Origin of the sequence: Sphingomonas oligophenolica (assembly GCF_039522915.1) — a bacterium.
Lineage (GTDB): Bacteria > Pseudomonadota > Alphaproteobacteria > Sphingomonadales > Sphingomonadaceae > Sphingomonas > Sphingomonas oligophenolica.
In genome coordinates, this window is sequence record NZ_BAAAEH010000046.1 from 1 (window position 1) to 13,277 (window position 13,277).

15 protein-coding genes are annotated in these 13,277 nt (G+C 60.7%); 5 read left to right on the plus strand and 10 right to left on the minus strand.

From position 1 onward, the window contains the following. Window positions 1-222 precede the first annotated feature (222 nt). From ABD050_RS21325 to ABD050_RS29085, 7 genes are all read right to left on the minus strand, one after another. Window positions 223-1,263 carry an amidohydrolase family protein gene (locus tag ABD050_RS21325; RefSeq protein ID WP_343891533.1) on the minus strand — a complete coding sequence of 347 codons (1,041 nt, stop codon included), beginning with the start codon at window positions 1,261-1,263 and terminating at the stop codon, window positions 223-225. A gap of 104 nt (window positions 1,264-1,367) precedes the next feature. Further along, complete coding sequence (locus ABD050_RS21330) at window positions 1,368-2,093, minus strand: ferredoxin reductase (protein WP_343891534.1); 726 nt, start codon at window positions 2,091-2,093, stop codon at window positions 1,368-1,370. A gap of 13 nt (window positions 2,094-2,106) precedes the next feature. Continuing rightward, the gene (locus tag ABD050_RS21335; protein ID WP_343891546.1) at window positions 2,107-3,783 is read right to left on the minus strand and encodes an FAD-dependent oxidoreductase; all 1,677 of its coding nucleotides are present in this window, start codon (window positions 3,781-3,783) and stop codon (window positions 2,107-2,109) included. 212 nt (window positions 3,784-3,995) lie between these two features. Further along, window positions 3,996-4,211, minus strand: a complete 216-nt coding sequence (locus tag ABD050_RS21340; protein ID WP_343891535.1) for a tautomerase family protein — start codon at window positions 4,209-4,211, stop codon at window positions 3,996-3,998. Between the two features lie 146 nt (window positions 4,212-4,357). Continuing rightward, a complete protein-coding gene (locus ABD050_RS21345; RefSeq protein ID WP_343891536.1) occupies window positions 4,358-4,711 on the minus strand; it encodes a putative quinol monooxygenase in 354 nt (117 codons plus the stop codon). Window positions 4,712-5,010: 299 nt separating this feature from the next. Then, window positions 5,011-5,337 (minus strand): hypothetical protein, encoded by a 327-nt coding sequence (locus ABD050_RS21350; RefSeq protein WP_343891537.1) that lies wholly within the window; start codon window positions 5,335-5,337, stop codon window positions 5,011-5,013. A gap of 77 nt (window positions 5,338-5,414) precedes the next feature. Further along, window positions 5,415-5,996 carry a MarR family winged helix-turn-helix transcriptional regulator gene (locus tag ABD050_RS29085; protein WP_425542502.1) on the minus strand — a complete coding sequence of 194 codons (582 nt, stop codon included), beginning with the start codon at window positions 5,994-5,996 and terminating at the stop codon, window positions 5,415-5,417. A 126-nt stretch (window positions 5,997-6,122) separates the two neighbouring features. Here ABD050_RS29085 and ABD050_RS21355 point away from each other — a divergent pair, with 126 nt between their 5' ends. Then, window positions 6,123-6,632 (plus strand): MarR family winged helix-turn-helix transcriptional regulator, encoded by a 510-nt coding sequence (locus ABD050_RS21355; RefSeq protein WP_343891538.1) that lies wholly within the window; start codon window positions 6,123-6,125, stop codon window positions 6,630-6,632. Between the two features lie 125 nt (window positions 6,633-6,757). After that, the gene (locus ABD050_RS21360; RefSeq protein ID WP_343891539.1) at window positions 6,758-7,081 is read left to right on the plus strand and encodes a 2Fe-2S iron-sulfur cluster-binding protein; all 324 of its coding nucleotides are present in this window, start codon (window positions 6,758-6,760) and stop codon (window positions 7,079-7,081) included. Between the two features lie 12 nt (window positions 7,082-7,093). On the opposite strand, the gene ABD050_RS21365 is transcribed toward ABD050_RS21360, so the two are convergent. Then, the gene (locus ABD050_RS21365) at window positions 7,094-7,945 is read right to left on the minus strand and encodes an IclR family transcriptional regulator (protein ID WP_343891540.1); all 852 of its coding nucleotides are present in this window, start codon (window positions 7,943-7,945) and stop codon (window positions 7,094-7,096) included. 80 nt (window positions 7,946-8,025) lie between these two features. Then, on the minus strand, window positions 8,026-9,357 hold the full coding sequence (locus ABD050_RS21370) for an MFS transporter (protein ID WP_343891541.1): 1,332 nt from the start codon (window positions 9,355-9,357) through the stop codon (window positions 8,026-8,028). Between the two features lie 474 nt (window positions 9,358-9,831). On the opposite strand from ABD050_RS21370, the gene ABD050_RS21375 reads away from it, so the two are divergent. The 3 genes from ABD050_RS21375 to ABD050_RS21385 all read left to right on the plus strand — a co-directional run bounded on the left by ABD050_RS21375 (window position 9,832) and on the right by ABD050_RS21385 (window position 12,823). Further along, window positions 9,832-10,809 (plus strand): hypothetical protein, encoded by a 978-nt coding sequence (locus tag ABD050_RS21375; protein WP_343891542.1) that lies wholly within the window; start codon window positions 9,832-9,834, stop codon window positions 10,807-10,809. Window positions 10,810-11,082: 273 nt separating this feature from the next. Next, window positions 11,083-11,853, plus strand: coding sequence for an HpcH/HpaI aldolase family protein (locus ABD050_RS21380; protein ID WP_343891543.1), 771 nt, complete (start codon window positions 11,083-11,085; stop codon window positions 11,851-11,853). A gap of 223 nt (window positions 11,854-12,076) precedes the next feature. Beyond that, complete coding sequence (locus tag ABD050_RS21385) at window positions 12,077-12,823, plus strand: fumarylacetoacetate hydrolase family protein (protein ID WP_343891544.1); 747 nt, start codon at window positions 12,077-12,079, stop codon at window positions 12,821-12,823. Between the two features lie 83 nt (window positions 12,824-12,906). Here ABD050_RS21385 and ABD050_RS21390 read toward each other — a convergent pair. Beyond that, window positions 12,907-13,277: hypothetical protein (locus ABD050_RS21390; RefSeq protein ID WP_343891545.1), on the minus strand; the 371-nt coding region annotated here is incomplete at its 5' end.

The window sequence follows — 13,277 nt, forward strand, 5'->3', positions numbered from 1 at the left end:
GCCATCTTGAATCAATACCCAGCGCCCTTGGCAACCCTTCGCGAGTCATCCCCTCAGGGACTTGGTAGAAGACGGCGTGATCCGGGTCTACGATATCGCCCGTCCGAACGGCATCTCCGCATTCCCCGACCTCGGTATCGAAAATCTCGAAAACCTCACCGCAATTCATTGCCGCCGGAGGATCGCCGCCGCGGTCTTCACCGGGAACCCTATAAGCACTCTCTAAATCTTGTAGACGGTCCTCGCCGTGCGGCTGAACAGATTCGCTCTTTCGTCGGCCGAATAGCCGGCCGTGATGTGCTTATAACTGTTCCAGAGCACACCATAGCTGCACACGGCTCTGTCGACCGGGGAGTTGCTCTCGAACATACAGCGGGAACTCCCGAAGGCCGCGATGGCCGTCTCGACATAAGGCCGCCAGCCGCCGGCCAGATCCACCGACCGAACGCTCGGGGGGCGACCCGCCGGTGGGAGGAAATCCGTGTCAGCTTGGCCAGCTCGCGCGTTGAATCGGTAAACGCCGCCGATCTTCGCGAAGACATTTGGACGCCGGGCGGCTTCCGACATCCCTTTTTTCCAGACTCCAAAAGCCTCCCGCTCGGCTTCATCGCTATCAGCCTTGAAGGGGAAGCCGCAGTGACAAATTATGATTGTTAAGTCGGGGAAAGCATCTGCCAGGTCGGCAATTTCAGGGAGCAAGGAATAGTGGCATGATGTATCCAGGCTGAGACCCACCGACGCGAGATGCGCGACGCCCCGCCGAACCCTGGCATCGTTGAACAAGTTCGCGCGGTTGGGCTCCCGGGCGCTGGCCCAGGTCTGAGAAAAGCGAACGCCGCGCAAACGCCCGTTGCCGGCGGCCATTTGTGCTTCAAGCACGTGCCTGGCCTGATCGCCCAGCCCAAGATCAGCTGCACAGACAATGCCAGCGGCGACACGAGTTGGTCCGTATCGCCCGCTCGCGCTCATCGCCGCTACGCCGTTGACGAACTCGGTCTCGCCCACACATCGCAGTTCCGGCGGCCCGTCGAGGCGATAGAACGCCTGCGCCCCGACATACACCGTATGGGTGATGGCGTGGCCACTGGCGTTGATCGTGTCGAGGAAGTCCGGCAACATGAAGCGGAACAGGAATGGCTTCGGTGGGCCGTCTGCGGTCGGGTCAATGTCGTACAAATGATGGTGCGGATCGACGATCGGCAACTCCGGATCGATTGCGGTTTCGTCCATATCCGAGCTATGCGCCGATACTGTCTCGTTCATGATAAACGGTTCACTCTCTCACGGTCGCCGAGGTTAGCAGTGCACAAAGTGCACCGGTCGCGCGTGGTCATTGCGTTCATCAAGCCTTCGACATGCTGCAGCCCTCATGGTCGTGGCGAGCGAATGGAGAACGCCTCGGCATGAAGGCGCTCGGGCTTGACTCCCGCCTGGGTGGCGCGTTGCCGCACCATGTCCATGAATGCTTCCGGACCGCAAAAGTAGACGGCGGTGTTCTCGGGCAGTTTCTCGACGAGCGCGGCCACGTCGATTGGCGGTCCCGCCGAGCCGTCATCGCTATGCAGCTCGAAGCGTTCGCCGAACGCAAGCGCAAACTCGTCCACCAATATGGCGCGAGCCCGCGTGCGCACCGAGAAGTGGAGCACGAACGAGCGACCGAGCCGGCGCAGCCGGTATGCCATAGCAATGAGCGGCGTGACGCCCATGCCGCCTCCGATCAAGAGCGAGTGTGGCGCCGATTCGTCGAGCACAAAGTCGTTCTTCGACACGCGAATGCGGAGCCTCGTCCCTTCCTCCATGCTGGTGGCCAGCAACTGCGAAGCAACGCCACCGAGCTCGAGATGGATGACAAGCCGATAGAATCCGCCGCCATCGGGATCGCCGCACAGCGAATAACAACGCGAGATGGTGTTCGAGAATCCCACTTCTACATGCGCGCCGGCCGACCACCCGGGCAGGGGCTCGCCGCTCGCGCTCTCGAGCTCCAGCGACACGATGTCGGGGGCCAAAAACTGTCGCCGGTGCACACGAACGCCGAACCACGAAGATGCGGTGGCATCTTGGTTCTCGGTCACTTCGTCGGCGCCGCTCATGCTACTGCCGCCCTCACGCTTCGTCCCAGGGCTGCAAGGTCGCCGCATGTTCGGCGGCGACCCGCCCCATAGCGAGTGCTTCGGGGATGTTGCCGCCCCCGTAGTAAAGGAAGCCGAAGATCGAGCCGAATTCCCCGCAGCTATACAGTCTCGGAATCGGCTTATCGTCGCTATCGACGGTCTGCGAGAATTGATTGTGCTGGGGCCCGCCGTCGGTGTTTGCCGAGCTTTCGATGATTTCAACCGCATAATATGGTGGATTCTTGAGTGGAAGAAGGGTGGCGGGCAGTCTGTTGAATTCGGGGTCCTCTCCGGCGGCGCAGTACGCGTTGTAGTCGTTTATCGTCTTGACCAGGCCGGCGATATCCATTTGCGCCTCGCGACCGAAAGGGAGCCTGCACACGATCTTCCGCGCCAGGTCCTCGATGGTGTCCCCTTTGACGATCCAACCCTTTGCGAGTTCGACCTGGTTGTCCGCGCTCCAGGTATAGACATTGTGGACAAAGGCCCAGTTGGTTGGCATCTTTGGTGCAAGCGGCCCCTTCTTCATGCGTACGTCGTCGAAGATCCAGTAGGCGGGGAGATTGGGGTATTCGCAAACATCCCTACCCTCTGTGTCCACGAATTGCTCTACGAAGCGGGTCATGGGTCTGATAGCGTCATTATGCTGCATCGTGTGACGTTCGTTCTGGAACCGCTTGCCATACCGATTCACCAAAATGCCCGGGTGCTTTGCGCCGTCCTGCATCCCGTAGACATCTAGCAGGGTGATTCCGATACCGAGTTCGTCGGTCGCGGCCCGGCAGGCATATTCGTTCACCTCCTTCTTGTTCATATGCCACAGCTTCGCGCCAGCCTTGGTCGCCATCCATATACCGTCCCCGGTGTTGAATGGGCTACCGGCAAAGGCGTGTGGCCAGTCATGGGGCGTATCGGACATGAAATTATCCTGTATCTCGCGATTATACTCATAGCCGCCACAGGCCATGATGACGGCCTTCCGAGCCTTGACGAAGATCTCCTTCCCGCCGGTCTGCCTATAGTCGCTCGACGTCGTCACCCCAGTCTGCGCCCTCACCCCGAGAACTTCCCCCGTGACGGGGTCCTGGATCAACTGTTTCGCCGGCGTCGCAATCAGAACCCTCCCCTTCTCGACGCTGATTCCCCTGGTTTCTGCGCAGCTCTTGAGGAATGCGAACAGGCCAGCGCCGAACCGAGGCCCATCGATGGGGGTCTTTGTGGTGAACGCCCCGCTGTCAGAAAAAGCTGGGCTCACCAGCCCCTCGATCAGGGAAGCCGGGGTGCCGCTGGTGCGCAGGCCGCTGCGGACCTTGTTGGCGTCGAATTCGAACACCTCGCCTCCCAGGCTCCTTATCCAGTCCGGAAGACGAGAGATCGCCGTGCAGTGAGCGGTGATAAGATCATCGTCCTTGACCGTCCCCCAGGCGCATAATTTCGTGTAGGTGATGAAGTCCTCGAGCGGGGTGATCACTCGCGTTATGCCGCCGGAAACGCCAGTATTCCCCCCTCTTGCAATCGGATCCTTTTCCAGAGCGATCACCCTCTGCCCAGCGTCATGGGCGGAAATGGCGGCCGAGACCCCGGCCCCGCCGTAACCGACGATGACCACATCGGCGTCGTAGTCCCATTTTGTCGGCATCCACGAATTCTGCGAGGGGCGGGACACCATGGTCACGCTTCCCAACCGGCGACCGCGCCGATGGCCTCAAGCAGGAGACCTCTTCGCGCAGGCATCGGCTCTTGTTTCGCGGTCATTTGATTGTTCCCTCTATCTGAGCGTTTCCAGGGAATTCCGGCCGACTTACTGCGCGTGACCGCAAGGACGTCGCGCGACCGCGCGGACTGGCCGCTTGGATCGCCGCAGAAGTTCGGGCGAGCCGGTCAGTCTTTCTTCGCGAAGATCTCGCCCGCCGGCCGCACGCTGTAAGGAATGCCGCCCTTCGATTTCAAATCGGCCTCGGCTTCGACAATCTGGACCGTCACCAGATCCGGGTGGACGCCAAAATTCTTCACCACCGCATCGGTAATGTCGCTCATGAGCGCGTGCTTGGCCTCTGTCGACCTTCCCTTCACGGCATAGACTATAATTTCGGGCATAGTGAAATCCTTGATGTGTCGTGGAAAAATGGACCCGTGTCATCCGGCACGGTGCTCGCCGGGAGCAAGAAGATGACGTGACGCAGGTCAACGACAAGAACAGAGCCGGTCGAAAGCTGCGTTGCGGTACATTCTGGCGATCAAGCTCACCCATTCATCCCAACGCCGACCCCAGGTTCTGGTCTCCAGGCACCGTCACCGTCGAAGAGTCCCTGTCCGCCAACGGGTTTGGTGACGACACGCATCTCGCGACCGGCCGATACATTCTGCGCCTTGGCGTCGGCGATTACCGCAGCGATGTTCGGCTTTGCCATGGCCGCCGCGTGAGCCTCGGGGCTTTCCCAGATCTCGGTGACCCAAACGCCGTTTTCATCGGCCGGATCCTCAGCAAGTATGTAGCTGTGGCATCCCTCCATTCCGGTGAAGCCGGTGCCGAGGATCCGGATCAAGTCATCACGCTTGCCCGGATTGGCGATAAATTTGACGATTAGGCCGTACATGGGGACCTCTCACTGGATCTAAGAAAAGCAAGGTGTGCGCTGCCTGCGGGATAGAGACGCTGTCATGGTGCCGAATGCGCTTTCCATTTCGGCAGTTTACCTGTTGATATTAAGGCTGCGGGAGCGGCGAGTCAACAGCCGCGCGGTGCGCAGGTCGCTGGCCGGAATCACCAACGTGCCGAGATGAAAAGCCGCGTTGCTGGCCGACGGGCTATCCTACGCTCACCTTGCCGCCGGCGATTCCGCAGGCCTCCTTCGAAATTGAGCACGCCAGGATGAGACGCCATTCTGGCGTGTCGTTACGCCGGGCCCGAAAGGTTACCGCCATGGAACCCGCCGAAATGGCGCGCCGAAAAGAGCCCGATCAGCAGGGCGCCGATGGCGGCTGCCAGTATGTCGAAGGACTTGGCGGAGAAGGATCCGACCCAAAAGAGCAGCCCATAGGCCGCCGCGAGGTTCAAGAAGCCCCAAAGCACATTGACGGTCGAGCTTGAAAGCCCTTTGCCGGACGGGGTCGCGAAGGGCGACTGGAAGGAATGCCCCGTCATGCCGCGGACCAGATGCGGAACTGCGTTCGCCAGCAGGCCGCCACCAAGGAAATACGCCGCTTCGTCGAACCAGATCATGACTATGTTCCTTTAATCGAAATCCGGCTGGACAACAGCGCGGTCCGGGCTGAGGTAGATTGCGTGACCATGCTCCCTCAGGAGACTAGACGCTGGAGGAATCCCAAGGCCACAGCGATGCTTTTGCGGTCGTCGGGCGACGCGTTAGAAAGCCTTTGGACAAGCGGATCGGCGGCGCCCGACAGGTCGTCGACGACGCGGCGTCCTTGGTCCGTGAGAGAGCATATCACCCGCCGCCCGTCGATCGGGTCGTTGTCGCGGCGGATCAACCCAGCGTTTGCCAAACTCCGGATGCTGGCACCGGCAGATTGGCTTTGTACGCCCTGCCATCGTGCGAGCGCGCTGACGTCGGCTGGCCCGTGATTGTGCAAGTGCTGGAGCATCCGAACGTGATAAGCGGATAACTGTCCCCTACGATTGTCTGATCGCCGGTCAAGGCGGGACAATCTTGCCACGAGGAGACGGACGGAACAGGCAAGCGCAGCGGTCGTGACCGGTGGCGTTTCGATTCGATCGAAACCTGCGTGCCGACGGGCGAGCGTCGTCGACTGGCACCTGGCAGCTGCGCTCAACTGCCTGTCGGGAAGGTCATTCGCTCCGAGACGATGCTCCGCCATGTCACAATCAATCATTCTGCGATGTGCAGGAATTCTACACATATATGGAGATTCGGCAAGGGGCTCGGTCCTCCTAAGGTGTCCTCGCGGGCGTTCGGTAGGGTGAAGTTGCTATGATGTTGATTAGGAGTTAGCCGTGCCGAGCCACCCTTGCCCGCGACCGACCCGGTGGGCACCACCACCTTACAGGCAGACGATCTTGACCATTTACCTGTCGATTTGCACAACCGTGAAATGAAGCAAGCCAAAGATCCATCCGGAGGCCTGGAAGCGGCCGTTATCGAACTTTCGCTAGCCATCGGACAGCTGCGTCGACGGTTGCGCTCAGAGGCTAGTCCGTTGACGCTGAACCTCTCACAACTCGGGACGCTGGTGCGTCTCGAGCAGAATGGCTGGTCGGCGGCGGCTGAACTCGCCCGCGCCGAGTCGATGAAACCGCAATCCATGAGCGAGGTCCTGAAGTCCCTTGAGAAGGCAGGATTGGTCAAGCGTCGAGCGCACCCGACGGACGGGCGGCAGATTCAGTTTGCCCTGACCGATGCCGGTCTGGAAACGCGACAGCAGCGCAAGATCGCCAAACGCGATTGGCTCCTGGGCGCCATGTCGAAGCTTTCATCGGAGGAGTTTAAGCGCCTCGTCGCTGCCATTCCGATCATAAAGCGTTTGGGCGACGACTAGCGCCTTGCCGGCGATCCAGACGAACGGATTCAGAAAATATCGTTGGGGTTTGTCGCTCGCGATTGCACCCTTGCGCACCCATTTCAACAGGCAGTATGACAAGTTTACCTGTCGAATCGGAGCTCATGTTGGTCAAGGTCGTTTATGTAGAGCACGGCGGCACCGAACACGCGGTAGAGGTGGCGCCGGGCGATAGCCTGATGCACGGCGCGGTTTGCAACAGGGTGCCCGGAATAGTCGCGCATTGCGGCGGCGCTGGAGGCTGCGCGACCTGTGAAGTTTATGTCGAGCAAGACTGGGTCGATTTGACCGGCCGGCCGTCTTCGAGCGAACGGCGTACCTTGCGATTCGCCTTCGAACCCAAAGCGAACAGTCGCCTGGCCTGTCAGATCGTCATGACCGAGGCGCTGGACGGCCTTACGGTGCGCATGCCGCCGCGGCAGTTCTAGCTGACCCCCAGCTCAGTCCTGCCAGACTTGCTCGTCCGACGGTCCGGAGCCGCCTGGAGGGTCCATCGCATCCAGTGCCGCACGGATGTGTCGCAAAACACGCGGAATGGCCGCTCGATTGATCCGGCTCGCCGGGCCGCCGACGGAAATCGTCATCGGCACCTCGCCCTCACGCACCGGCAGCGCGACGACAACGCTCGCCGCACCCGGCGTGAACAGGTTGGCTGAATAAGCGTAGCCGTCACGGCGGATCTGGGCGAGTTCCTTCAACAATTTCGCGCCATCGACTGCGACGCCGTCCCCGTCGTCCTTCGCATTGGCTTTCTCGACTGTTTTGAGCACCTGCTCGTCCGACTGCTGGCTGAGCAGGACCTTGCCAACTGCAGATGTCAGCAGAGGCCGCAGTGTGCCAACGCTAGGGTGATAGCTCAACGGCTGGTTCGTCGCGACGATGTGAATATGCTGCGCGAAGAGTCCGTTCTGAACGCTGAGCAGAGCCGACTCCTGTGTCGCACTGGCCAGCTCCTCCATCATCTTGACGATGCCGCCGCCCGCGAACAACCGTTCCGGGATCCAGAGTCCGAGCATCGCGAAGCGCATGCTGGGGAAATAGGTCTTGGTCTCCAGATTATATGTCAGGCATCCCAGCGTCTGGATGCTCCTCAGAAGCGCCAGTGTGCTCGAGATCGGATATCCAAGGTCCTGCGATACTTCAGAAAGGGTGCGTGGTGTACGGACCTTTTCGAAGTACCGGAAAATCGACAGAACGCGGCGGGCGGACTTGACGCTGGCGGCGTCGTCCTTGAACTCTTTATCCTTCATCACTGACATATTGCAGTTCCAGCCACGTTTGCGAAGTGCCATCTGCCCGTCGATTCAGAGGGGCGATACACCTGATCGCTCATGATGGCGGCATCGGGCCTGGCCGGGTCCCGCAGACATTCTCAGGAAGCGCGTACCGGAGCCAGAGCATCCCTCGCCAGTTCCCGCCGTGCCGCTACGGTCGCCGCGACCAGCAGGACGGCCGCGCCCACGAGGGCGAGTTCCATCAGGGTGAAGCCGCTGGCGAATGTCCCTGTCTCCGTTACCATGAAGCCGACCGCCATAGGCGCGATCACCGCGCCAACTTGCCCGACGGTACTATAGACGCCGATATAGGCGGCCCGTGCGCTCGGCGGCGCCAGGTCCAGCAGGATCTTCCCGATCGGTCCACTGCCGCCGAACAGAAAGAAGGCGGCGCCGGAGAGACCCACAAGCGACATCTCGAGAGAATTGGCTGCATATGCGAGATACAGGAAGAGCCCTCCTCCGAGAAAGCAAGTTATGACAATACGCTCACAGAACCGATGCAGCGGACCGCTGCCGAGCCAGCCGATGATCAACATTCCCACAAAGGCGAAGACGTACGGTAAGGCGGCCAGGGCGCCGACAGCCTTGAGATCGATATGGCGCGCCAGAGCGAGATAGCTGGGCATCCAGCCCAAATAGCCCCAGTAAGTGAGATTCCAGGACAGGGAGGCCAGGGAAATCAGCCAGAGACTCCTACGTCCGAGAACCCCGGTGAACGACGGTGCCGCAGGGAGACCGATGACGCTCGCATCCCCCTTCCGCGTTTGCGTCGGCAGCAAGAGATAGCAGGCCAAGGCGACCACTAGAGCCGGGCCAGCGAGAATCATGAACATCGCCTTCCAGCCGAAGGCGATGATCAGCTTGCCGACAAGTGCACCAGCGAACACCGGCGCAAGCGGCAAGGCCGTCGAACAGATTGCGAGAACCCGCGACCGTTCCTTCACCTCGAAATTCTCTCCGACGATTTTGTAGAGCGAGGGCGTTGCGACGCCCTCCGACAGGCCGAACAGAAACCGCACGACGACGAAACCCGCGATGGTAGCGACAAGACCCGTCGCGCCGGTGAAGATGGCCCAGAATATGGGCCCCACGACCAGCAAGGCGCGGGCGCCGAAGCGATCACCGAGCAGCCCGCCAGGTATCTGCGCCAGGAGATAGCCGACGGAAAAAGAAGACAGCACGATGCCGAATTCCGCCGGCGTCATGTGTAGCGTCTTCATGATGAAAGGGCCGGCGAAGCTCATCGCTACCCGGTCGAGATAGTTGACCAGATTAAGGACCCAGAGCGCTGCGATGATGCCGATCTTGAGTTTCAACGATCTCTCTCCGGGGTTGAAGCGCATGTCACGGGCTGCGCCATTATTGGCAAGAATGGTCTCGATGGCCGCAGCCGCGATTTGAGGTGATGCGAAACGGGTGGATCGCATCCGCAGTGATCATGCACTTCGAGGCGGACGAGAAAGGTTTCGCGCCCCGCGCGCTATCCCGGCCTCATGACCGTGCCGACGGCGCGCGTGCGGGAAATCTGGGGTTCGGAAAAAGCGCTTCGGACGAGACCTGGCGGCTGCGTGCGACGCACGCCGATCGTGAATCCATTCGGGCTCACAGCTTCGCGGTGGATAATCCTCCCTCAAGCACGCCATCCAGCTCTCTCAATTTTTCTATGAAGGCTGGTATCAATCAAACGGCGACCGCGCAAGAATCTTTTCTCTGTATGTATTTTATCTTCACATACAGGAATTGTTCGCCCGGGAGGCGCCACCGTTCGCGGCGCAATGCGTTAGGCCGTTCGACCCCGGTGCACACAGCCAAGCGTCCGGGGCAGCTTGATTAATCCTGAGCTTATACTCGCAATGCAACGGCACCCCGGAGTTGACTCACCGCCCCGCCTGACCTAGATATTGACAGGTAGCCTGTTAAAGACGCCAGAATCAGGCAGCCGGTTAAATGGAGATGGTATCATGAAAATCGTGCAGGTCGACGAGGTTGCTGAGAGAAGTCGGGGAGATGGTTCGGGCCATGCGGGCGGCCGTGGCGGTCCTGGACACAGCAGTCGCGACATCTTCACTGCCGAAATTCTGGGGCGCGATGGCGATCGGCCGGACAATTTCACCTGGAATCTCAGCACCACCAAACCCGGCGAGTTCATGACGCCGCGACACCATCACAATTTCGATCAGATTCGCTATTTGCTCGACGGCCACTGGGAAGACCCGTCGGGCGAGATGAATCCTGGCACCCTCGCCCTGTTTACGGAAGGAACATGGTATGGTCCCCAGGATTCACCGGTGGACTGCGGCACAATGCTCATCCTGCAGATCGGCGGCGCGAACGGCTGGGGCTATGTCTCCAAGGAGCGCATGCGGGCAGCCGCGGCTGAGCTGAAAGCGAAGAATATCGGCGTCTTCGAGGGTGGGTCGTACCACCGCAACCCCGGCGTCGAGGGGCCGCCGGTTCAGGACGCCTACGAAGCCATCTGGGAATATATCAAGGGGCGGAAGGTCGAATACCCCAAGCCGCAATATCCAACCCCGATCTTCATCGACACCAACGTGTTTCCCTGGACTCCCGTCAAGGGCGTCGAAGGTGTCGACATCAAGGCGCTGGGGACCTTCACCAGCTGCCAGTACAGCTTTGCCCGTTACCGGCTGGCGCCCGGCGCCAAGTTCGAAAGCAAGGGACGCTGCGTCCATTATGTTCTGTCGGGCGAAGGCGAACTGGAGGGCGGGCCATATCGCAAGCAGACCGCGCTCTATCTCGAAGAAGGCGAAAAGGCGACTTTTGCGGCTTCACAGACCTCGGACATCCTTGTCCTTGGATTGCCAAACTGGGACGTGGTGAGCGCAGGGCCGGTGCGGGAAGCGGCAGAGGCTGCCTGACCTTGGCAACAGCGCGACGGACGGCGCGGCCAGCTTGAACGGGCTGGCCGCGTCGTAGGTCCTAGCCATTTTTCCGTTCGCTGTGCGTGCGGCCCCAAACCACGCTCTGTTCGCTAAGAATCGCGGGAGACGCTTCCGGCCGGCCCTTCGAATGCTAAGGTGCGTGACGGGACCGCGAACGGTGGCGCTCGGCCCGCAGCCTGCTCGTGCGGGTCGGACACGCCCGTTTCAGACGCCGCTCGCTCGTCGCCCCCGCTCAACGGAGACCCCACGATGATCCCCAATCAAGTCAAACGCCTCTGGTCGGAGGGCAAGACAGTCCTAAACGGCTGGCTCTCCATTCCCTCCAGCTTCAACGCGGAAATCATCGCAGCTCAAGGCTATGATTCGATCACCATCGACCAGCAGCATGGCTTGATCGATCAGCAGGCAATGGTGGCCATGTTGCAGGCGATGCGCGCAAGCGGCGTGACGCCGATGGTCAGAGTGGCCTGGCTCGATCCCGCCAAGATCATGAAGGCGCTTGATGCGGGTGCCTATGGCGTGATTTGTCCGGTGATCAATACGCGTGCGGAAGCCGAGACATTAGTTTCCTACGTCCGCTATCCCCCGGTTGGAATTCGCAGCTTCGGTCCCGTGCGCGCGCTCATTTCAGCGGGCGCTGATTATGCGCGCGAAGCGAATGACCAACTCCTCTGCATTGCGATGATCGAGACGCGCGAAGGCTATGGCAATCTCGAAGCGATCGTGTCGACGCCTGGGCTTGATGCAGTCCTGGTCGGACCATCGGATCTCGCCTTCGACATGGGGTTCGGCCCCGGCATGGACCGCGAAGAGCCCGAGATGCTCGAGACTTTCCAGCGGATCGTAACGGCCGCCCACGAAGCCGGCATCAAGGCGGTCTTCATGTGCGGATCCGCCGCGTATGCCGAGCGTGCCGCTCGATGGGGCTATGATATGGTCACGGTCGGCCAGGACATCCGCTTTCTGGTCGCAGGCGCCCAGGACGCGCTGGCCCAAACACGCCTTCTGGTCGGACGTTGAACGCTCGGGCGCCCGCCGGACCATTTCAGCCTCCGGAAAAAGGGACCGATTGGAACGATCATCCATCGCATCACCCAACAGCCTTGATGCAACTGCCTTTTTTGGGAGCCAGTCGACCATGAAATTGTGCACCTTCGTCCGCGACGCCCATCGACAACCGGAGATTGGTCTCGTCGTCTCGGATTTGATCTATCCCGCCCCGCCAAGCTTCCGAGCGAAGGACATGCCGGCACTGATCGAGGCCTGGCCCGAACTCTCGGCGGAAGTCGCCACATGGCCGCAATCGGATCAATCGATCGAACTGGCGGTTGTCCGTCTCCTGGCACCTGTCCCGCGGCCCGGCAAAATCCTCGGCATCGGCCTGAATTATGTAGCGCATGCCAGGGAGACGAACTTACCAATTCCCGAAAAACAGATCTGGTTCGCCAAGGCGACGACAAGCGTGAATGGGCCGTTCGACCCGGTTCAGCTTCCCAAGGTTTCGACAATGGTCGATTATGAGGTCGAACTGGTGGCGGTGATCGGCCGACGCTGCCGCCACGTCTCTTATGACGAGGCCCATAAGGCGATCTTCGGCTATTGCGTGGGGAACGACGTATCCGCCCGCGACTGGCAGGGACGCACACCGCAATGGACCCTGGGAAAGTCGTTCGACACGCACGCCCCATTCGGTCCCTGGCTCACCACCGCGGATGAGGTGGGGAATCCTCACCGGCTCGACCTCTCCTGCAAGGTAAACGGCGAGTCTCGCCAGGCGTCCAACACGAGCGACATGGTGTTCAACGTCTTCGATCAGATCGCCGAACTCTCGCAGGTGATGACGCTCGAGCCTGGTGACGTGATCTATACGGGCACACCGAGCGGGGTGGGCATGGCATTGTCGCCGCCACGGTTTCTCGAGCCGGGCGACCGGGTGACATGCGAGATCGAAAGGCTTGGCGTTATTGAAGCCGTGATGACGCCGGAATAGCGGCCGGCTGCGTTACGTTCATCGCCGGCGTCGCGCCGGCACTAGGGCGATGCGAACCGGGACTGGTTCAAGCCTCCAGGCGGTCAATCCCAGATTCCCGCCGGCATACGCAGACCCTCGAGGTCAGGTGCGGCGACGACGCCCTGCGGCTCGATGCCCAGCCCTTCGAGGGTAGCGGCAAGTTGACGGGTGTGCTGCAACAGGCCGACGGTCTGGACTTCGAGATATTTCAGCATTGTGGCGGGCCCGCGGTGTGTCTCCAGAATTCGCGAAAAGCCATCTTCCCGGTCTGTTTGCAGCCAGGCCCGTAAATCGCTTGCTGTCAGGCGCATCCTCGCGACAACACGGTACATCGGCGTGCCCGGCTCCGGTTCGCCGAAGAAGTTGTAATACCAAGTCCCTGAGGGGATGACTCGCGAAGGGTTGCCAAGGGCGCTGGGTATTGATTCAAGAT

Coding starts and splice junctions, on each gene's coding strand:
- ABD050_RS21325 (WP_343891533.1), bottom strand. CDS start 1,263: ATGAACGAGACAGTATCGGCGCATAGCTCGGATATGGACGAAACCGCA.
- ABD050_RS21330 (WP_343891534.1), bottom strand. CDS start 2,093: ATGAGCGGCGCCGACGAAGTGACCGAGAACCAAGATGCCACCGCATCT.
- ABD050_RS21335 (WP_343891546.1), bottom strand. CDS start 3,783: ATGGTGTCCCGCCCCTCGCAGAATTCGTGGATGCCGACAAAATGGGAC.
- ABD050_RS21340 (WP_343891535.1), bottom strand. CDS start 4,211: ATGCCCGAAATTATAGTCTATGCCGTGAAGGGAAGGTCGACAGAGGCC.
- ABD050_RS21345 (WP_343891536.1), bottom strand. CDS start 4,711: ATGTACGGCCTAATCGTCAAATTTATCGCCAATCCGGGCAAGCGTGAT.
- ABD050_RS21350 (WP_343891537.1), bottom strand. CDS start 5,337: ATGATCTGGTTCGACGAAGCGGCGTATTTCCTTGGTGGCGGCCTGCTG.
- ABD050_RS29085 (WP_425542502.1), bottom strand. CDS start 5,996: ATGTGTAGAATTCCTGCACATCGCAGAATGATTGATTGTGACATGGCG.
- ABD050_RS21360 (WP_343891539.1), top strand. CDS start 6,758: ATGTTGGTCAAGGTCGTTTATGTAGAGCACGGCGGCACCGAACACGCG.
- ABD050_RS21365 (WP_343891540.1), bottom strand. CDS start 7,945: ATGGCACTTCGCAAACGTGGCTGGAACTGCAATATGTCAGTGATGAAG.
- ABD050_RS21370 (WP_343891541.1), bottom strand. CDS start 9,357: ATGCGATCCACCCGTTTCGCATCACCTCAAATCGCGGCTGCGGCCATC.
- ABD050_RS21380 (WP_343891543.1), top strand. CDS start 11,083: ATGATCCCCAATCAAGTCAAACGCCTCTGGTCGGAGGGCAAGACAGTC.
- ABD050_RS21385 (WP_343891544.1), top strand. CDS start 12,077: ATGCCGGCACTGATCGAGGCCTGGCCCGAACTCTCGGCGGAAGTCGCC.